Raw genomic sequence first — 22,786 nt, 5'->3', positions numbered from 1 at the left:
CGCGCAGGTCGAGGAGTGGCGGGAGATCTACGACTCGGTGTACGCCGAGACGGGTACGAAGGGCATCGCCTTCGGCGAGGACTTCTCCGGCTGGGACAGCTCCTACACTGGTGAGCCGATCCCGCTGAGCGAGATGCGGGCCTGGCGGGACGCCATCGTGCAGCGGGTGCGCGGCTTCGGTGGCCGCCGGGTGCTGGAGGTCGGCCTGGGGGCGGGTCTGCTGATGGCCCACCTTGCCCGGGACGTGGACGAGTACTGGGGTACGGACCTGTCGGCCGAGGTCATCGAGCGGCTGTCGGCGCAGGTGGCAGAGGCGGGACTGAGCGACCGGGTGCGGCTGCGGAGCCAGGCCGCCGACGACGTGACGGGGCTGCCCGCCGGTCACTTCGACACCGTACTGATCAACTCGGTGATCCAGTACTTCCCGGACGACGCGTACCTGGCCAAGGTCGTCGACCAGTTGCTCGCCCTCGTCGCGCCCGGCGGCCGGCTGGTGATCGGTGACGTGCGGCACGCGGGGTCGCTGCGGGCGCTGCACGCGGCGGTCAACGCCGGGCGGGGGGCCTCGGCGCGTGCGGTCGTGGACCGGGCGGTGCTGCTGGAAAAGGAGTTGGTGACCGCTCCGGAGTTCTTCGCGGAGCTGGCGGAACGGGACGAGCGGGTGGGCGCGCTGGACATCCGGCTCAAGCCGGGCGCATACCACAACGAGCTGACCCGGCACCGCTATGAGGTCGTCCTCCACAAGGCGCCCGAAAAGGTCGTGGACGTGTCCACAGCACGTCAGCTGATATGGGCCGCCGGGCTGGATCTGACCGCTGTGCTGACCGGATTCGACGGCGCGCCGCTGCGTGTCACCGGCATCCCCAGTGCGCGGCTGGCCGCCGAGGTGGCGGCTGAGCGGGCCTTGGACGGCCTGGACGCCGAGGACTTCGGCGGCGGCGCCCCGGTCGACCCGGAAGACCTGGTCGCGCGCGGCCGGGAGCACGGTCTGTACGTGGTTCCCACCTGGTCGGCGCGGTCGGTGGCGCGGTTCGACGCGGTGCTCCTCCCGGCCGGAGCGGAAGGCGCCGCCCTGTCGGGCGTGTACCTGCCTGCCGCCGGCGGTGGCCCGTGGACGAACAACCCCGTAGCCGCCCGTGGCATCGGTGCCGTGGTCAAGGCGGCCCGCGCGCGTCTCGCCGAGCGGCTGCCGGAGTACATGGTGCCGTCGGCGGTGATGGTCCTGGACCGGTTGCCCTTGACGCCCAACGGCAAGCTGGACCGCAAGGCCCTGCCGGTGCCCGAGTACGCCGCCACCACGAGCGGCCGCAGGCCGCGTACCGACCGGGAAGCCGCCCTGTGCGCCCTGTTCGCCGAGGTGCTGGGTGTGGACCGGGTCGGTGTCGACGACAGTTTCTTCGATCTGGGCGGGCACTCGCTGCTCGCCACCCGCCTGGTCAGCCGCGTCCGCAGCGTCCTCGGCGTGGAGATCCCGATCAAGGACGTGTTCGGCGCGCCGACGGTGGCCGCGCTGGCCGGCCGGCTGGCGGCGGCCGGGGGAGAGACCCGTACGGCGCTGGTGCGCAGGGAGCGGCCCGAGCGGGTGCCGCTGTCGTTCGCGCAGCGCCGCCTGTGGTTCCTGCACAAGCTGGAGGGCCCCTCCGCAACGTACAACATGCCGCTGGTGCTGCGCCTGAAGGGCGGCGTCGACGCGGACGCCCTGCGGGCGGCGCTGCGGGACGTGGTGGCGCGGCACGAATCGCTGCGCACCGTCTTCCGGGAGAGCCGGGACGGCGAGCCGTACCAGCTGGTGCTGGACCCGGAAGAGGCGGACTTCGGCTGGGAGCGCCGCACGGTCACCGAGGCCGAGCTGCCCACCGCCCTTGAGGAAGCCGCCCGGTACGGCTTCGACCTGGCCGCCGAGGTCCCGCTCCGGGCCTGGCTGCACGACATCGACGCCGACACCGGTGTGCTGCTGCTTCTGCTGCACCACATCGCGGGCGACGGCTCGTCGATGGGCCCGCTGGCCCGCGATGTCATGGCGGCGTACGGCGCCCGCGTCCGGGGCGAGGCCCCGCAGTGGGCGGAGCTGCCGGTGCAGTACGCGGACTACACCCTCTGGCAGCGTGAGCTGCTGGGCGACGAGGCCGACGCGGACAGCGTCTACGCGCGGCAGGTGGACTACTGGCGCGAGCAGTTGGCGGGCCTTCCCGACCAGGTGACGTTCCCCGCCGACCGCCCCCGCCCGGCCGTCACCTCCTACGAGGGCGGCCACCTGGCCTTCACCCTCGACGCCGACCTGCACGGGCGGCTGGTGGAGCTGGCCCGGCGGACGAACACGACGGTGTTCATGGTGCTCCAGGCCGGTATGGCGGCGCTGATGACGCGTCTGGGGGCCGGGACGGACATTCCGCTCGGTTCGCCCATCGCGGGTCGGATGGACGATGCCCTTGACGACCTGGTGGGCTTCTTCGTCAACACGCTGGTGATGCGGACGGACACCTCGGGCGATCCCAGCTTCGAGGAGCTGCTCGGCCGCGTACGGGAGTCGAGCCTCGCCGCGTACGCCCACCAGGACGTGCCGTTCGAGCACCTGGTGGAGCTCCTCAATCCCGAGCGCTCCACCTCCCACCACCCGCTCTTCCAGGTCATCCTGGGCCTCCAGAACGGCCAGGAAGCCGCCTTCCAACTGCCCGGCCTTCAGGTCGAGGTGGAGGGTGTCGACCTCAGCGTGGCCAGGGCCGACCTGGTCTTCAACGTGGCCGAGCAGTACAGCGGGACCGGCGAGCCGGCCGGGATCGAGGCGCTGGCCGAATACGCCACGGCGCTGTACGACCGGACCACCGTCGAGGGCTTCGTGGCGCGCTGGACACGCCTGCTGGAACAGGCCGTCGCGGACCCGGTGCGGCCCATCGGCCGGGCGGAGCTGCTGACACCCGAGGAGCGCACCCGCCTGCTGGCCGACTGGAACGCCACCGGCACCGAGCTGCCCGCGAAGACGCTGGCCGGGCTGTTCGAGGACGAGGTACGGCGGGACCCGCAGGCCCCTGCCGTGCTGTCCGACGCCCTGACCCTGTCGTACGGGGAGCTGAACGCGCGGGCGAACCGCCTCGCGCACTGGCTGACCGGGCAGGGCGTGGGTCCGGAGCAGCTGGTGGGTGTGGTGCTGCCGCGGTCGGTGGAGATGGTGATAGCCATCCTCGCCATCCTCAAGGCGGGCGGCGCCTATGTACCTGTCGATCCCGAATACCCGCAAGAGCGACGCGAGTTCATTCTGGCCGACGCCGCTCCGGTCCTCGTCCTGGATGAGGCGGCGCTGTGCCAGGACCTGTCGGGCTTCCCGGACACCGACCCGGGCGTGGCCGTCGCGCCGGAGAACCCGGCGTACGTCATCTACACCTCCGGCTCCACCGGGCGCCCCAAGGGCGTCGTGGTCACCCACCGGGGCGTGCCGAGCCTGGCCCACGCGCAGGGCCGTCCCCTGGGCGTCGGCCCGGGCAGCCGGGTGCTCCAGTTCGCGTCGCCCAGCTTCGACGCCGCTTGGGCGGAACTGGTGATGACGTTCTCCTCGGGCGCCGCGCTCGTGGTACCGGAGAGCGGCCGGCTGGTCGGCGAAGCCCTCGCGAGCGTGCTCACAGAGCACGGCGTGACCCATGCGACGCTGCCGCCGTCGGTCCTGGGCGCCCTGCCGCCCGGCACCGAGGTGCGCCTGCCCGCGCTGCGGACCGTGCTGGTGGCCGGTGAAACGGTGCCGCCTGAGCTGATCGCCCGGTGGGCGGTGGACGGGCGCGAGGTCGTCAACGCGTACGGCCCGACGGAGTCCACGGTCTGTGTGTCGATGGGCGACTCGGCCGATGAACTGGTTGCGCCGATCGGCCGTCCGGTGACCAACACCCGTGCGTATGTGCTGGATGCGGCGCTGCGGCCGGTGCCGGTGGGCGTGACCGGTGAGCTGTACGTCTCCGGCGCGGGGCTGGCCCGTGGTTACGTGGGCCGGGCCGGGCTGACGGCGGAGCGCTTCGTGGCCTCGCCGTTCGAGCCGGGCGTACGGATGTACCGCACCGGCGACCTGGCGCGGTGGCGCGCCGACGGGCAGCTGGAGTACCTGGGCCGCGCCGACGAGCAGGTCAAGCTGCGCGGCTTCCGTATCGAGCCGGGCGAGATCGCCTCGCTCCTGGGCCGGTCCGAGGGCGTACGGCAGGCGGCGGTCGTCGTCCTTGAGGACACCCCGGGCGATCAGCGGCTCGTCGCGTACGTGGTGCCCGAGGACGGCCACGGCGCGGCCGCACGCCCTGCCGCCCTCCTCGCGGGCCTGGCGGAGCGGCTGCCGGAGTACATGGTGCCGTCGGCGGTGATGGTCCTGGACCGGCTGCCGCTGACGCCCAACGGCAAGCTGGACCGCAAGGCCCTGCCCGCACCCGAGTACGCGGCCGGTGCGGACGGCCGCGCCCCGCGGACCCCGCAGGAAGAGGTCCTGTGCGGGCTCTACGCCGAGGTGCTGGGCGTGGACCGGGTCGGTGTCGACGACAGTTTCTTCGATCTGGGCGGGCACTCGCTGCTCGCCACCCGTCTGGTCAGCCGCGTCCGCAGCGTTCTGGGGACGGAGCTGCCGATCAAGGACGTGTTCGGCGCGCCGACGGTGGCCGGGCTGGCCGCGCGTCTGGCGGCGGCCGGCGGCCGGGCCCGTACGGCGCTGGCCCGGGTGGCGCGTCCCGAGCGGGTGCCGCTGTCGTTCGCGCAGCGCCGCCTGTGGTTCCTGCACAAGCTGGAGGGCCCCTCCGCGACCTACAACATCCCGTTGGCCCTGCGGCTCGTGGGAGAGGTGGACGCGGAGGCACTGCATGCGGCGCTGCGTGACGTGGTCGGGCGGCACGAGTCGCTGCGTACGGTCTTCCCGGAGCACGACGGCGAGCCATACCAGCGGGTGCTGGACCCGGACGGGGCGGACTTCGGCTGGGAGCGGCGCACGGTCACGGAGGACGAGCTGCCCGCCGCCCTCGACAAGGCGGCACGCTATGCCTTCGAGCTGGCCACGGACGTCCCGGTACGCGCGCTGCTCTTCGAAACCGGCACGACCGGTGCCGCCGGGCCGCAGGACTGTGTGCTGCTGCTCCTGCTGCACCACATCGCCGGGGACGGCTGGTCCATGGGCCCGCTGGCCCGTGACGTGGTAGCCGCCTACACCGCCCGCGTCCAGGGCGCGGCCCCGCAGTGGGCCGAACTGCCGGTGCAGTACGCGGACTACTCGCTGTGGCAGCGGGAGCTGCTGGGCGACGAGGCCGACGCGGACAGCGTGTACGCGCGGCAGGTGGACTACTGGCGTGAGCAGCTGGCGGGCCTGCCGGAGCAGGTGACCTTCCCCGCCGACCGGCCGCGTCCGGCCGTCGCCTCCTACGAGGGCGCGTCGCTCGTCTTCGAGCTGGGCGCGGAGCTGCACGGGCGGCTGGTGGAGCTGGCCCGGCGGACGAACACGACGGTGTTCATGGTGCTCCAGGCCGGTATGGCGGCGCTGATGACGCGCCTGGGGGCCGGGACGGACATTCCGCTGGGGTCGCCGATCGCGGGGCGGATGGACGACGCGCTCGACGATCTGGTGGGCTTCTTCGTCAACACGCTGGTGCTCCGTACGGACACCTCGGGCGATCCCAGCTTCGAGGAATTGCTCGGCCGCGTCCGGGACACCGACCTGGCCGCCTACGCCCACCAGGATGTGCCGTTCGAGCACCTGGTGGAACTCCTCAACCCCGAGCGTTCCACCTCCCACCACCCGCTCTTCCAGGTCATCCTCGGCCTCCAGAACGCCGGGGAGGCCGGCTTCACGCTGCCGGGCATCCAGGTGGACGTCGAGGGCGTCGACCTCAGCATCTCCAAGGCCGACCTCGAACTGAACGTCGTGGAGCGGCACGGTGCGGATGGCGCGCCGCAAGGTGTCGTCTCCGCCGTCCAGTACTCCACCGAGCTGTTCGACCGGGTGACGGTCGAAGGACTGCTCGGCCGGTGGACGCGGCTGCTGGAGCAGGTGACCGCCGACCCGTCGCTGCGGCTCGGCCAGGTCGAGCTGCTGACCGGTGACGAGCGCGCTCGGATCGTGGACGGGTGGAACCGGACGGCCGCCGAGGTACCGGCCGCCACCCTCGCCGCGCTGTTCGCCGGCCACGCGCGCCGGGACGCGGACGCCCTCGCGGTGGTCTGCGGCACCGAGTCGCTGTCGTACGGCGAACTGGACGCGCGGGCGAACCGGCTGGCGCACTGGCTGACCGGGCAGGGCGTGGGTCCGGAGCAGCTGGTGGGTGTGGTGCTGCCGCGGTCGGTGGAGATGGTGATAGCCATCCTCGCCGTCCTCAAGGCGGGCGGCGCGTACGTCCCCGTCGACCCCGAATACCCGCGGGAGCGGCGGGAGTTCATACTTGCCGACGCCGCTCCGGTCCTCGTCCTGGACGAGGCGGCGCTGCGCCAGGGCCTGTCCGCCTTCCCCGGCACCGACCCGGATGTGGCCGTCGCGCCGGAGAATCCCGCGTACGTCATCTACACCTCCGGCTCCACCGGGCGCCCCAAGGGCGTCGTGGTCACCCACCGGGGCGTGGCGAGCCTGGCGTACGCGCAGGCCGCGCGGCTCGGGGTGACGGCGGGCAGCCGGATCCTGCAGTTCGCCTCGCCCAGCTTCGACGCCGCCTGGTGGGAACTGGTGATGGCGTTCGGGGCCGGTGCCACGCTGGTGGTGCCCGAGGGCGGGCGGTTGGTCGGCGAGGCGCTCCAGGAGGTGCTGGCCGGTCACCGGGTGACGCACCTGACGCTGCCGCCGTCCGTGCTGGGCGCGGTCCCCGCGGGCGCCGAAACGGCGCTGGACGCGCTCACGACGGTGGTACTGGCCGGTGAGGCCGCGCCGCCGGAGCTGATCGCCCGCTGGTCGGCGGGCGGCCGCGAGGTCGTCAACGCGTACGGCCCGACGGAGTCCACGGTCTGTGTCTCGATGAGCGGGGCCATGGACACGACGGCCGCGCCGATCGGGCACCCGATCGCCAACACCCGTACGTACGTGCTGGACGCCGGCCTGCGCCCGGTGCCGGTGGGGGTGACCGGTGAGCTGTACGCGGCGGGCGCGGGCCTGGCCCGTGGCTACGCGGGCCGCGCGGGCCTGACGGCGGAGCGGTTCGTGGCCTCGCCCTTCGCGTCCGGCGAGCGGATGTACCGGACCGGCGACCTGGCGCGGTGGCGCGCCGACGGCCAGCTCGAATTCATGGGCCGGGCCGACGAACAGGTCAAGATCCGCGGCTTCCGTGTCGAGCCCGGCGAGATCGCGTCCGTGCTGACCGGCTTCGACGGGGTACGGCAGGCTGCCGTCGTCGTCCGCGAGGACACCCCCGGCGACCAGCGGCTCGTCGCCTACGCCGTACCGGACGGCACGGCCGCGCCCGAGCCCGCCGCCCTCACCGCGTACCTGGCCGAGCGGCTGCCCGAACACCTCGTCCCGGCCGCCGTGCTGCTGCTGGACCGGCTCCCGCTGACACCCAACGACAAGCTCGACCGCAAGGCCCTGCCCGTACCGGACTACGCGGCCGGTGCCGCGGCCGACGACGGGCGCGCCCCGCGTACTCCGCAGGAGGAGACGCTGTGCCGTCTGTTCCGCGAGGTGCTGGACGTGGACCGGGTCGGCCTCGACGACAGCTTCTTCGACCTGGGCGGGCACTCGCTTCTCGCCACCCGGCTCGTCAGCCGGGTGCGCGCCGAGCTGGACGTGGAACTGCCCTTCCGGGTGCTGTTCGAGGCGCCGACGGTGGCCGGGCTGGTCGAACAGCTCGGTCTCGGCGGCCCGACCCGCACCTCGCTGGGCCCGATGCCGCGCCCCGACCTGGTCCCGCTGTCCTTCGCGCAGCGCCGCCTGTGGTTCCTGCACCAGCTCGAAGGCCCGTCGGCGACGTACAACATGCCGCTGCCGCTGCGTCTGAAGGGCACGGTCGACCACGAGGCGCTGCGGGCGGCGCTGCACGACGCGGTGGCCCGCCACGACGCGCTGCGCACCGTCTTCCGCGTCACCGACGGCGAACCGCACCAGGTGGTGCTGGACGCCGCCGACGCCGACTTCGGCTGGGAGCGCCGCACGGTCACCGAGGCGGAGCTGCCCGCTGCCCTCGACGAGGCGGCCCGGTACCCCTTCGACCTGACCGCCGAGCTGCCCTTCCGCGCCCGGCTGTTCGAGCTGGGCCCGGACGACTGCGTCCTGCTGCTGCTCCTGCACCACATCACCGGTGACGGCTGGTCCATGGGGCCGCTGGCCCGCGACGTGGTGACGGCGTACGAGGCACGCAAGCGCGGTACGGCGCCGCACCAGGAGCCGCTGCCGGTGCAGTACATCGACTACACGCTGTGGCAGCGCGAGCTGCTCGGCGACGAGGACGACCCGGAGAGCATGTACGGACAGCAAGTGGCCTACTGGCGCGAGGCGCTGGCCGGGCTGCCCGAGCAGATCAGCCTGCCCGCCGACCGCCCCCGCCCCGCGGTGGCCTCGTACGCGGGTGCCGCGGTGCCCTTCGAGCTGGACGCGGCGACGCACGCGCGGCTGGCGGAGCTGGCCCGCGCCTCCGGCGGCACCGTCTTCATGGGCTTGCAGGCGGCGCTGGCCGCGCTGCTGACGCGGCTCGGCGCGGGGACGGACATTCCGCTGGGATCGCCGGTCGCGGGCCGGATGGACGACGCGCTCAACGATCTGGTGGGCTTCTTCGTCAACACGCTGGTGCTGCGGACGGACACCTCCGGCGACCCCGGCTTCCGGGAACTGCTCGAACGGGTACGGGACACCAACCTGGCCGCCTACGCGCACCAGGACGTGCCCTTCGACCACCTCGTGGAACTGCTCAACCCGCGCCGCTCCACCTCCCACCACCCGCTCTTCCAGGTGATGCTGGTCCTCCAGGACGACCCGTCCGGCGGGTTCGCCCTGCCGGGGCTGGAGGTCAGCGGCGAGGCGGTGGACATCGAGACCGCCAAGGTGGACCTGTCCCTCAACGTGCTGGAGCGGCACGGCGCCGACGGCGCGCCGGCCGGCATCGCGGGCACGCTGAAGTACGCCACCGACCTGTTCGACCGGGCCACTGTCGAAGGGCTCCTGGCACGCTTCCAGCGGCTGCTGGCACAGATGACGGCCGACCCGTCACTGCCGCTCGGCCGCGTCCGCCTGCTCGGCGAGCAGGAGCGCGGGCAGCTGCTCACCGCCTGGAACGACACGGCGGTGGAGGTGCCCGAGTTCACCCTCGCCGAGCAGTTCGAGATCCAGGTACGGCGCGCACCGGACGCGGTCGCGGTGGTGTGCGGCACCGAGTCCGTGACGTACGGGGAGCTGAACGCGCGGGCCAACCGGCTGGCGCACCGGCTCATCGAGCAGGGCGTGGCGCCGGAGGAGCGGGTGGCGGTCGTGCTGCCGCGGTCCGTGGACCTGGTCGTGGCGCTGCTGGCCGTACTGAAGGCGGGCGGCGCGTACGTACCGGTCGACCCCGAGTATCCGCAGGAGCGGCGGGCCTTCGTCCTCGCCGACGCGGCGCCGCTGCTCGTCCTGGATGAGGCCGCCCTCGGCCAGGACCTGTCCGGCTACCCGGACGACGACCCCGAGACCGACGTCGAGATGGAACACCCGGCGTACGTCATCTACACCTCCGGCTCCACCGGCACCCCCAAGGGCGTGGTGACCGAACACCGCGCCGTCGTCAACTACCTCAACTGGGCCGCCCACCACTACCCGGCGGCCCGCGGCGCCACCCTGGTGCCCACCTCGATCGCGTTCGACCTGACCGTCACCGGCCTCTACACGACGCTGACCGTCGGCGGCCGGGTCTACCTGGGCAGCCTGGACGAGGTGGCCGGGCAGGACAACGCGGTGCCGGTGGCGCTGCTGAAGGCCACCCCGTCGCACCTGCCGCTGCTCGGCGACCTGCCCAAGCGCTGGTCGCCGGGGGAGATGCTGATCCTCGGCGGTGAGGCGCTGACCTCGGCGGCCCTCGCGCAGTGGCGCGCCGGCCACCGCCGGGTCACCGTCGTCAACGCGTACGGGCCGACCGAGACGACCGTCAACTGCACCGAGTTCCGCATCGGCCCCAAGCAGAAGCTGCCCGCCGGACCGGTGCCGATCGGCCGCCCCTTCTGGAACATGCGGGCCTACGTCCTCGACGAGCGCCTGGAGCCGGTGCCGACCGGTACGGCGGGCGAGCTGTACGTCGCGGGCGCCCAGCTGGCCCGCGGCTATCTCGGCCGCCCCGGGCTGACCGCCGAACGCTTCGTGGCCTGCCCGTTCGAGCCGGGCGTCCGGATGTACCGCACCGGCGACCTGGCGCGCTGGCGGCCCGACGGCCAGCTGGAGTACGCGGGCCGGGCCGACGAACAGCTCAAGATCCGCGGCTTCCGCATCGAACCCGGCGAGGTCGCCTCGACGCTGCTGGACCACCCGGACGTCCGGCAGGCCGTCGTCGCCGCCCGCGACGCCGGGCCGGGCGACACCCGCCTCGTCGGCTACGTGGTGCCCGAGAACCGCGCGGACGGGCCGGCCGCCGTGGACACCGACGCGCTGCGCGCGCACGCCGCCGCTCGGCTGCCCGAGTACATGGTTCCGGCCGCCGTGGTCGTCCTCGACGCCGTACCGCTGACACCCAACGGCAAGCTGGACCACCGCGCCCTGCCCGCACCGGACTTCGGCGCCCGCAGCGCCGGGCGCGCGCCGCGCACCCCGCGCGAGGAGCTGCTGTGCGGCCTGTACGCCGACGTGCTCGGCGTGGAGCGGGTCTCCATCGACGACAGTTTCTTCGACCTCGGCGGGCACTCGCTGCTCGCCACCCGCCTGGTCGGCCGCGTCCGCGCCGTCCTCGGTGTCGAGCTGCCGCTCGGCGCGGTCTTCGAGGCGCCGACGGTCGCGGGGCTGACCGCCCGGCTGGACGCGGCCGGGGGACAGGTGCGCACGGCCCTCGTGCCGATGCCCCGCCCCAAGGCCGTTCCGCTGTCCTTCGCGCAGCGCCGCCTGTGGTTCCTGCACCAGTTGGAGGGCCCGTCCGCGGCCTACAACTGGCCGCTGGCGCTCCGGCTGACCGGCGCCGTGGACCGGCAGGCGCTCCAGGAGGCGCTGAACGACCTGGTCGCCCGGCACGAGTCGCTGCGCACCGTCTTCTCCGACGTGGACGGCGAACCGCGGCAGGTGGTGCTCGACCCGGCCGACGCCGTACTGGACCTGCGGACCGAGGAGGTGGCCGCGGAGCGGCTGCACCGGGCCGTGCAGGACGCGGCCGGCCACCGCTTCGGGCTGGCCGGCGAACCGCCCGTACGCGCCCGGTTGTTCGAGCAGCCGGACGGCGGCGCGCCGGTGCTGGTCCTCGTGATGCACCACATCATCGGCGACGGCGCCTCCCGCGCCCCGCTGATGCGCGACCTCAGGACCGCCTACGAGGCCCGCCTCGCGGGCACGGCCCCCGACTGGGACCCGCTGCCCGTCCAGTACGCGGACTACGCGATCTGGCAGCAGGAACTCCTCGGCCGGGCCGACGAGCCGGACAGCCTGGCCGCCCGCCAGCTCGCCTACTGGAAGGACGCGCTCGACGGCATCCCGGCCCAGCTGGAACTGCCCACCGACCGGCCGCGGCCCGCGGTCGCCGACTACCGGGGCGATCTGCTGCACTTCACCCTGGACGCGGAACTCCACGCCGGACTGCGGCGGCTCGCCGCCGACACCCGCACCACGCTGTTCATGGTCCTCCAGACCGGCTTCGCGGCGCTGCTGTCCCGGCTCGGCGCGGGCCACGACATCCCGGTCGGCGTGCCGATCGCGGGCCGCACGGACGAGGCGCTGACCGACCTGGTGGGCTTCTTCGTCAACACGCTGGTGCTCCGTACGGACACCTCCGGCGACCCCCGTTTCGACGACCTGCTCGCCCGCGCCCGGGACCGCTCGCTGGCCGCCTACGCCCACCAGGACCTGCCGTTCGAGTACCTGGTCGAAGCGGTCAACCCGGTGCGGTCGCGGTCCGGCAACGCGCTGTTCCAGGTCATGTTCGCGCTCCAGAACACCGAGGCGCCGACCCTGACCATGGCCGGCGCCGAGGCCGAGCCGTACCCGCTGGACAGCGACAACTCCAAGTTCGACCTGTTCCTGAGCATGGGCGAGGCGCTGACGGAGGCGGGCCGCCCGGACGGCATCGGCGGCACGCTGGAGTACGCCACCGAACTGTTCGACCGGAGCACCGCCGAGAAGATCGCCGCCTGGTACGTCACCTTCCTGCGCGCGGTCGTGCACGACCCGTCCGTCCGCCTCGCCGACGCCCCGCTGCTGTCCGACGAGGAGCGCACCGAACTGCTCCGCACCCGCAACGCGACCGGGGACCGTAAGCCCGCCGCGCTGCCGCACGAGCGGTTCGCACAGCAGGCGGCCCGCGCCCCCGGCGCCCTCGCCGTCCGCGCGGGCGACGACGAGACGGACTACGCGGACCTCGACCGCCGCGCCAACCGCCTCGCCCGCCTCCTGCTGGACAGTGGTGTCGGCCGGGAGAGCGTGGTCGCGCTGGCGCTGCCCCGTACGGCCGACCTCGTGGCCGCCCTGCTGGCCGTCATGAAGACCGGCGCTGCCTACCTGCCGCTCGACCCGGCCAACCCGGCCGACCGGCTCGCATACGTCCTGAAGGACGCGGCACCGGCCGCCGTGCTCACCACCCCGGCGCTGCACGGCGCGCTGCCCGGACCGCTGCCCGAGGCGTGCGTCCTGCTCGGCGACCCGGCGACCGAGGAACGGCTCGCCGCCTTCCGGGACGGCGACGTCACCGACGCCGAACGCGGCACCCCCGTCCACCCGGCGGACGCCGCGTACGTCATCTACACCTCCGGCTCCACCGGCCGCCCCAAGGGCGTGGTGATCTCCTACGCGAGCCTCGCGCACTTCCTGGACGCGCTGCTGACCCGCGTACCGATGACGCCGGACGACCGCATGGTGGCCGCCACCACGATCACCTTCGACATCGCCGCCGTGGAGATCCACGCCCCGCTGCTGTCCGGCGCGAGCGTGGTGCTCGCCTCCTCGGAGACGGCCAAGGACCCGCTCGCCCTGCGGCGCCTGGTCGCGGAGAGCGGCGCGACCCTCTTCCAGGCCACCCCGTCGGTCTACCGGTCGATGCTGGGCGGCTCCGGCGACGGGCCGGACGAGGGCGCGGGCGACCTCTCGGGCGTACGGCTGCTGGTCGGCGGCGAGGCGCTGCCCGCCGCCCTGGCCGAGCGGCTGCACGCCCGGGGCGGCGGCGCCGTCAACCTCTACGGCCCGACGGAGGCCACCGTCTGGGTCACCACCGGCGAGGTCACCGGCCCGGAACGGCCGCCGATGATCGGCACACCGCTGCCCGGCGCCCAGGTGTACGTCCTGGACGACCGGCTGCGGCCGGTGCCGGACGGCGTCGTCGGCGAGCTGTACGTGGCCGGGCCCTTCCTGGCCCGCGGGTACCTGGGCCGCCCCGGGCTGAGCGCCGAACGCTTCGTCGCGAACCCGTACGGCGCCCCCGGCGCGCGGATGTACCGCACCGGTGACCTCGTCAAGTGGCGCGCACAGCACGGCCTGGAGTTCGTGGGCCGCGCCGACGACCAGGTCAAGGTCCGCGGCTTCCGCATCGAACCGGGCGAGATCGAGGCCGCCCTCATCCGCCAGGACGGCATCGCCGCCGCCACCGTGCAGGTACGCGAGGACCACGGCGCCCCGCGCCTGGTCGGCTACGTCGTCCCCGACCGGGACGGCGCGGCGGACGGCGAGGACGGCCGCCGGGTCGCCGCCTGGCAGGAGGTGTACGAGGAGGTCTACCGCGGCCAGGCCGGCAGCGGCGGATTCTGGGAGGACTTCGGCATCTGGACGAGCAGCTACGACGGCTCGCCCATCCCGCTCACCGAGATGCACGCATGGCGGGCCGCCGCCGTCGAGGGCATCCGGCGCCTCGCGCCCCGCAACGTCCTCGAACTGGGCGTCGGCAACGGCCTGATCCTGTCCCGGGTCGCCCCGCACTGCGCGGCCTACTGGGGCACCGACTTCTCCGCCGCCGCCGTGGAAACCCTGCGCGAACGGGTGGCGGAACGCGACGACCTGCGCGGCCGCGTCGAACTGCGGGCCCAGCCCGCCGACGACACGACCGGGCTGCCCGAAGGGTTCTTCGACACCGTCGTCGTCAACTCCGTCGCCCAGTACTTCCCCGACGCCCGCTACCTGACCGATGTCATCACCAAGGCCCTGGCCCTGCTCGTCCCGGGCGGCTCGCTCTTCCTCGGCGACATCCGCAACGCACGCCTGCTGCGCACCCTCCAGGCCGGGGTCGCCGCACGATTCCTCGGCGCCGACGCCGACAGCACGGCCCTGCGCGTGCAGACCGACCAGCGCACCGCGGCCGAGGAGGAACTGCTCCTCGCGCCCGACTTCTTCACCACCCTGGCCGCCGGACTCCCGGACGCCGGCGGCGTCGACATCCGCCTCAAGCGCGGCGGCTCCCACAACGAACTGTCCCGCTACCGCTACGACGTGGTCATCACCCGGGCCCCGGCCGCGCCCGCCCCGGTGGCCGACCTGCCCGTCGTCACCTGGCAGCAGGCGGGTGCCGGCCTGGACGGCCTGGCCGGGCCGCTGCGCGAACACCCCGGCGGACTGCGCCTGACCGACGTGCCCAACGAACGCCTGGCCGACGACGCGGCCGTACTGCGCCGCATCGACGGCGGCACCGGGCCGGGCGCCGGAACCGACCCGGAGGCGGTGCACCAGTACGCCGAACGGCTCGGCTTCCACGCCGTCACGACCTGGTCGGCCCGGCACGACGACCGCTTCGACGCCGTCATCCTGCCCGGAGCCGAGGAGCCCGGCACCCTCGTCGCGGCCTACCGCGGCACGCCCGGCGACCGGGCACCGGCCGAATACGCCAACAGCCCGGCCCGCCCGGACCGGACCGCCGAACTCAGCCGCGAACTGCGGGCCGCGCTGAGCCGGTGGCTGCCGGAGTACATGATCCCGTCCGCGTTCGTGGTGCTGGACCGGCTGCCGCTCTCCCCGATCGGCAAGCTGGACCGCAAGGCCCTGCCCGCGCCCGACTACGGGCTGCTCAGCGCCGGCCGGGCACCCCGCACGCCCCGCGAGGAAGCCCTGTGCGGGCTGTTCGCCGAGGTGCTCGGACTGGAGCGGGTCGGCATCGACGACAGCTTCTTCGAGCTGGGCGGCCACTCGCTGCTCGCCACCCGCCTGGTCAGCCGTATCCGCCGGACGCTGGGCGCCGAGGTGCCGATCGCCGCCGTGTTCGAGGCGCCCACCGTGGCCGGGCTGGCCGGCCGGCTGGACGCGGGCGGCCGGGCCCGTACGGCACCGGTGGCCGGGCCGCGCCCCGACGCCGTACCGCTGTCGTTCGCGCAGCGCCGCCTGTGGTTCCTGCACAAGCTGGAAGGCCCGTCGGCGACGTACAACATGCCGCTGGCGCTGCGCCTGAAGGGCACCGTGGACCACGAGGCGCTGCGCGGCGCCCTGCACGACGTGATCGCCCGGCACGAGTCGCTGCGCACCGTCTTCCCCGAGGCCGATGGCGAGCCGCGGCAGGCGGTCCTGGAGGCCGCGGCGGTGGACTTCGGCTGGCGGGTGCGCCCCGTCACGGCGGACGGGCTGGCCGGCGCGCTGCGGGATGCGGCGGCCCACCCGTTCGACCTGGCCGCCGAGGCCCCCGTACGCGCCGAGCTGTTCGAGGAGATCGATGCCGACGGCGGCCCCAGCCACGTCCTGCTGATCCTGCTGCACCACATCGCGGGTGACGCCTGGTCGGCGGGCCGCTTGATCCGCGACCTGGCTGCCGCCTACACGGCGCGCCGCGAGGGCGGCACGCCCCGCTGGCCCACGCTGCCGGTGCAGTACATCGACTACGCGCTGTGGCAGCGGGACGCGCTCGGCGACGAGGACGACCCGGACAGCGCGATCTCCCGGCAGATCGCCTACTGGCGCAAGCTGCTGGACGGCGCCCCGGAGGAACTGGCCCTGCCCGCCGACCGGCCGCGCCCGGCCGAGCCGAGCTACGCGGGCGGCGCCGTCACCTTCGAACTGCCGGTCCGCACCCACCGCGCCCTGGCGTCGCTGGCCACCGCCTCCGGCGCGAGCCCGGCGATGGTGATCCAGGCGGCCGTGGCGGCGCTGCTGGCCAAGCACGGCGCCGGTACGGACATCGTGCTCGGCACCCCGGTCGCCGGACGGACCGACGAGACGCTGGACGACCTGGTCGGCTTCTTCGTCAACACGCTGGTGCTCCGCGCCGACCTGTCCGGCGACCCGTCGTTCGGCGAGCTGGTCGACCGGGTACGGCAGGCCGGACTGGAGGCGTACGCCCATCAGGACCTGCCGTTCGAGCGGCTGGTGGAGATCATCAACCCGTACCGTTCGACGGCCCGGCACCCGCTCTTCCAGGTCATGGTCGACTTCGGGGTGCACGGCGCCGACGGACCCGGCCTGCCCGGACTGGACGTCGAAGCGGTCGAACTGGAAGCCGGAGCGGCCAAGTTCGACCTGGACTTCACCTTCAACGAGCGGATCGCGGACGACGGCACGCCCGGCGGTGTCGTGGGCACCCTGCGCTACGCCACCGAGCTGTTCGACCGCACGACGGTCACCGCCCTCGCGGAACGGCTGGTGGAACTGGTCGGCACGGTGGTGGCCGACCCGCGGCAGAAGGTCTCCCGGCTCGACGTACGGACCGCCGGTGAGCGCCGCCGCATGGCGGAGCTGGCGGACCGGCGGCCGGAGAGCGTCGCGCTGCCGGAAACCGTGGTCCGGCTGTTCGAGCGGCAGGCTGCCGCCACACCGGCGGCGCCTGCCGTGGCCGCCGACGACGGCACGCTGACGTACGGGCAGCTCAACGGCCGCGCCAACCGGCTCGCCCGGCAGCTCGCCGGGCTCGGCGCCGGACCCGGGCAGGTGGTGGCATTCGCGGCGCCGCCGTCCGCGCAGGCGGTCGTCGCGCTGCTGGCCATCCTGAAGGCGGGCGCGGCGTACCTGTCGCTCGACGGCGCGGCGGAGCCCGGGGCCCACCGGGCCGCCCTCGATGCGGCCGGAGCGCTGCTGGTCGTCGCCGGAGCGGGCTTCGACGGCGCGGCAGCGGGCGGCCGGACCGTCGTACCGCTGGACGCGGCGTACGAGGAGGAGGCGGCCGACACCGACACCGACCTCACCGATGCCGAGCGGACGGCGCCGTTGCTGCCGGACCACCCGGCGTGCGCCGCGCACCACCCCGGCCACCTCCCCGTACCGCACGCGGCACTCGGCGAACTGGCCGCCCACCATCGGCGGCACCTGTTCGCCGAGGCCGTGACCGCGGCCGGGCAGGACCGGCTGCGCGTCGCCCTGACCGTGCCGTTCTCCGCTCCGGGAGCCCCGGACGCGCTGGCGGCCCTCCTCGCCGGACACGAGCTGTACGTGAGCGACCGCCTGGCCGGGGCGGCCCCGGAGGACGCCGCCGGGCAGCTCCGCGCGGCCGGCGTCCACCTGGCCGCCACCACCCCGCGGCAGACCGAACAGCTGCTGGACGCGGGTCTCTGCGCCCCGGACGGCGACGGCTCCGCCCCCGTCGGGCTGGTGCTGTCCGGCGAGCCCGCCGGCACAGCACTGTGGCACCGGCTGCGGCACCTGCCGGCCACCCGGGCGTACGTCGTGCACCGCCCCTGCGGGTGCGCCGCGGCGACGCTGCCCCTCCGGGTGGCCGACGCGGCGGCACCCGTCCTCGGCGACCCGTCGGCCGGCCCCGGGGTGTACGTCCTCGACGCCGGGCTGCGGCCGGTGCCGCCGGGCGTGCCGGGCGAGCTGTACGTCCATGTCCCGCAGCGGCACGCGGCCTACGCGGGCGCGGCCGTGCTCACCGGGGAGCGGCTGGTGCCCGACCCGTTCCGGCCGGGCGCGTGGATGTACCGCACGGGCGACCTGGTCCGGCACCGCGACGGCGCGGACGGGCGGCCCTTCCTGGAGCCCGTCGTCCCGGCGGGGGAGCACGCCGTCCTGCGCGGCCTGCGGCTCGAACCGCGCGCCGTCGAGGACGTGTTGACCTCCCACCCGGATGTCGTCGCGGCCGCGGTGGCCGTGCGCGAGGACGGCGCGGGGGAGGAGACCTTGACGGCGTACGCGGTACCGGCACGCGCCGGCGGCGCACCCGGCCCCGCCGCACTCCACGCCTACCTCGCCGAGCGGCTGTCGGAACACCTCGTCCCGGCCGCCGTGGTGCTGCTCGACCGGCTGCCGCTGACCGCCCACGGCACTCTCGACCGGCCGGCGCTGCCGCTGCCGCAGCGGGAGCCGGACGGTTCCGGGCGCCCGCCGCGCACCCCCAGGGAAGAACTGCTGTGCGGCCTCTTCGCGGAAATCCTCGGCGTCCCGCAAGTGAACGTGGACGACAACTTCTTCGAACTCGGCGGGCATTCCCTCTCGGCGGTCCGGCTGCTCGTCAGAATCCATGCCGTACTGGGTGTGGAATTCCCGGTGAAGGCCATTCTGGAAACACCGACCGTGGCCGGGCTGGCCCGGCGCCTGGACGCGGACACCGAGGACGGCGCGCTTGATGTCCTGTTGCCGCTGCGCACGCACGGCAGCAAGCCGCCGGTTTTCTGCGTGCACGCCGGCAGCGGACTCGGCTGGTCGTATTCGGGACTGCTCGGGCATCTCGACCCGGACGTGCCCGTATACGCCGTACAAGCGGCCGGTCTGGACGGTTCGGGAAACCTCCCCGATTCCGTCGAGGAAATGGCCGAACACTACGTCGACCGCATCATGGAGACGCAGCCGGACGGGCCGTACCACCTTCTCGGCTGGTCGTTCGGCGGAATCGTCGCGCACCGGATGGCGGACCTGCTGGAGCGGCGCGGCAAGCGCGTCGCGCTGCTCACCCTGCTCGACTGCCACCCGGTCGGCACGGTCACCCGCGAGGAGGTGGAGGAGTCCCTCGCGAAGGTCAGGACGGCCGATGTGTACCGCGCCATGCTGGGCCTCTTCGACATCGAACTCGACGACGACGAGGCGGCGCGGCTCACCCACGAAAGCACCGTGGACCTGCTGCGCACCAAGAACACCGCGCTGGCCGGTCTCTCCGAGGCCGAGGTCCGGGCGATGACCGAGGTCACGATCAACAACGCGCGCATCGGGCTGGACGTGACACACCGCCCCGTATCCGCGCCGGCGCTCGTCCTGGCCGCCTCCGAAGAGACCGCGCACCAGCTCCTGCCGGGCATGTGGGACCCGTATTTCACCGGGGACGTCGAATTCCGGGAGATTCCCTGCAAGCACACTCACATGTTGAATCCCGGACCGCTGGAACTGATCGGAGCCATCGTCTCCGAGAAGCTGCGGGCCGTCTTCCGGGAAGGGGCGGCCGAGTGAACTGACAACGGCGAACCGCCCTGCCGCCAGGAAGCGGCAAGGGCCCGGACGTCTGCACTGCGCCGGCCGTTACCGCGGTTATCGGCGCGGCGCGGACGCCATTGTCCGTGCCCGCGGAAAAGCCGCCTGCCCGACGCCCGGGCGTTGTCCGGGATTTGACCGGATGCGGAGATGAACGACCTTGACGCCGCCCCGGGCGGCTGGTTGACTCACATGAGATCCGGTCAGGCGTCGGCCGGCCGGATCGGAAACAGGCAGTGTGCATGTCTACGGGGGATTGCGATATGGCACGAGTCAAGCGGAGAGGGCCGCGTCCAACGGCTCCCGCACAGTGGGAATCCAGTACGGCGCCGCGTTCGCCGAACCGCTCCGGCTGACGTCGGCCGGGCATTCGCGCGTCTCCCGAGGGCGCTGGCCCGGCGTTTCCCCCCGCGAGCCCACCCGGCGTCTCGCGTGTCTCCCATCGCCGTACGGGCTGTTCCGTATCCGTACCCGAACGTATGAACCGGTGTTCCGCGGCGCCCTGCCCGGCCGCCCGCCCGGCCATGCCGCCCGCATGACGGTTCCCGCCCCACCGACCACCGATCGACCCTGCCCGCCGCGGGCCGCGCCGCCGTACCCGGCCGCCCGGCCGCCGCACGGACATGAACCGCCAGGAAAGCGAGCGAGAAGTTGGACGCCACGCCATCGTCGACACCGGACCCGACCGCTCCCGGAGCGGCCGGCGGACCGGCCGGGTCGCGCGAGGACACGCTGTGCGCACTCTTCGCCGAGGTGCTGGGTGTGCCCCACGTCGGCCCGCACGACGACTTCTTCGCGCTCGGCGGCCACTCGCTGTCCGCGATCCGGCTGCTGGTCCGCATCCGCGGCGTACTGGGCGCCGAACCCCCGATCAAGGACGTGTTCGAGCACCCGACCCCCGCCGCGCTGGCCCGGCGCCTCGGCACGGAGGCCGGCGACGGCGACCGGCGTGCCGCGCTGGCCCCGATGACACGCCCCGAACGGCTGCCCCTGTCGTTCGCGCAGCGCCGCCTGTGGTTCCTGCACAAGCTGGAGGGGCCGTCGGCGACGTACAACATGCCGCTGACGCTGCGCCTGAAGGGCAAGGTGGACGCGGAGGCCCTGCACGCGGCCCTGCGGGACGTGACGGCCCGCCACGAGACGCTGCGCACGGTCTTCCCCGAGGTGGACGGCGAGCCGCGGCAGGTCGTCCTGGACGCCGCCGACGCCGACCTGGCCTGGGAACACCGGCGGGTCTCCGTGGCCGAACTCCCCGCGGCGCTCGACGAGTCGGCCCGGTACGGCTTCGGCCTCGCCACCGAGATCCCGGTACGCGCCTGGCTCTTCGAGCTGTCCGACGACGAGAGCGTGCTGCAACTGCTGCTGCACCACATCGCGGGCGACGGCTGGTCCCTGGCCCCCCTCGCCCGGGACGTCCTGGCTGCCTACACCGCCCGCGCGGACGGCGCCGCGCCGCAGTGGTCCGAACTGCCCGTCCAGTACGCCGACTACACCCTGTGGCAGCGCGAACTGCTCGGCGACGAATCCGACCCGGACAGCATCGTCAGCCGCCAGGTCGCCTACTGGCGTGCGCAGTTGGCCGACCTGCCCGACCTGGTGAGCTTCCCCACCGACCGCCCGCGCCCCGCGGTGGCCTCCTACGACGGCGCCCACCTGGAATTTACCCTCGACGGCCCGCTGCACCAGCGCCTCGTCGCCCTGGCCCGGCAGTCGAACACCACCGTCTTCATGGTGCTCCAGGCCGGTATGGCGGCCCTGCTCACCCGGCTCGGAGCCGGCACCGACATCCCCCTCGGCAACGGCGTCGCCGGCCGCGCGGACGAGGCCCTCGAAGACCTCGTCGGCCTCTTCGTGAACACCTTCGTGCTGCGCACGGACACCTCCGGCGATCCCACCTTCGAGGAACTGCTCGGCCGGGTCCGCGACACCAGCCTCGCCGCGTACGAGCACCAGGACGTGCCGTTCGAGCACCTGGTGGAACTGCTCAACCCGCACCGCTCGGGCTCCCACCACCCCCTGTTCCAGGTGGCGATGGTCCTCCAGAACACCCCGGAGGAGTCCTTCCGGCTGCCCGACCTCGACGTGCGCAGCGAGTTCGTCTCCACGGCGACCTCCCGGTTCGACATGCTCGTCGAGATGTTCGAACGGCACGAGGACGTGCACGGCACCTCGGGCATCGAGACGGTCGTCGAGTACGCCACGGAACTGTTCAACCGCGCGACGGTCGAGGCGCTGCTGAACCGCTGGGTACGGCTGCTGGAGCAGGTGACGGCCGACCCGTCGCTGCGCCTCGGGCAGGTGGAGCTGCTGTCCGGCGACGAGCGCGAGATGCTGCTGACCGGCTGGAGCGGCACCCCGGCCGAGGTACCCGCCGTGACGCTGGCCGAGGAGTTCACGGCCCACGCCCGCCGCACTCCGGACGCACCGGCCCTCGCGGCAGGGGACCGGACGGTCACCTACGCGGAGCTGGACGCACGGGCGAACCGCCTGGCGCACTGGCTGCGGACTCAGGGCGTCGGCCCGGAGAAGCTGGTCGGGGTACTGCTGCCGCGTTCGGTCGAGATGGTGGTCGCGGTCCTCGCCGTCCACAAGGCCGGTGGCGCGTACATACCGGTGGACCCGGAGTACCCGCAGGAGCGCCGCGATTACATGCTGGCCGACGCCGCGCCCGTTCTCACCCTGGACGAGGGGGCGCTGCGGCAGGACCTGTCCGGTTTCCCGGACACCGATCCGGGCGTGCCGGTCGAGCCGGACCACCCGGCGTATGTGATCTACACGTCCGGCTCCACCGGTCTGCCCAAGGGGGTCGTCGTCCCGCACCGGGGCGCGGCGAGCCTGGCACACGCGCAGATCGAACGCTTCGGAGTGACGGCGGACAGCCGGATTCTCCAGTTCGCCTCGCCCAGCTTCGACGCGGCGTGGTGGGAGCTGGTGATGGCGTTCTCGTCGGGCGCCACGCTGGTGGTGCCGGAGGAAGGGCGGCTGGTCGGCGAGGCGTTGCAGACGGTGCTGGCCGACCAGCGCGTGACGCATGTGACGCTGCCGCCGTCGGTGCTGGGGGCGCTTCCGGCCGGGGCCGAGTCCGGGCTGCCGGAGCTGCGGGCGGTGGCGCTGGCGGGGGAGGCGGTGCCGCCGGAGCTGATCACCCGGTGGGCGGTGGACGGCCGCGTGGTCGTCAACGCGTACGGGCCCACGGAGTCCACGGTGTGCGTCTCGATGAGCGGGACCACGGATGGGACCGTCGCGCCGATCGGCCACCCCGTCACCAACACCAAGGCATATGTGCTGGATGCGGCGCTGCGGCCGGTGCCGGTAGGGGTGGCCGGCGAACTGTACGCGGCGGGCGCGGGCCTGGCCCGTGGCTACGCGAACCGCCCCGGACTGACGGCGGAGCGCTTCGTCGCCTCGCCGTTC

At 73.7% G+C, this 22,786-nt stretch carries 1 protein-coding gene and 1 pseudogene; both read left to right on the top strand.

What is annotated here, in order from left to right:
- Positions 1-19,351, top strand: a 19,351-nt coding sequence (locus tag ADK86_RS06835) for a non-ribosomal peptide synthetase (protein WP_053695773.1), incomplete at its 5' end; no start/stop codon positions are given.
- Positions 19,352-20,023: 672 nt separating this feature from the next.
- A pseudogene (locus ADK86_RS06830) lies at positions 20,024-22,786 on the top strand (amino acid adenylation domain-containing protein); the annotation flags it as partial.

The organism is Streptomyces sp. NRRL F-5755 (genome assembly GCF_001279365.1).
GTDB lineage: Bacteria > Actinomycetota > Actinomycetes > Streptomycetales > Streptomycetaceae > Streptomyces > Streptomyces rimosus.
Note: the sequence above shows the minus strand (reverse complement) of the source record. Positions and strands in the feature narration are given on the sequence as shown.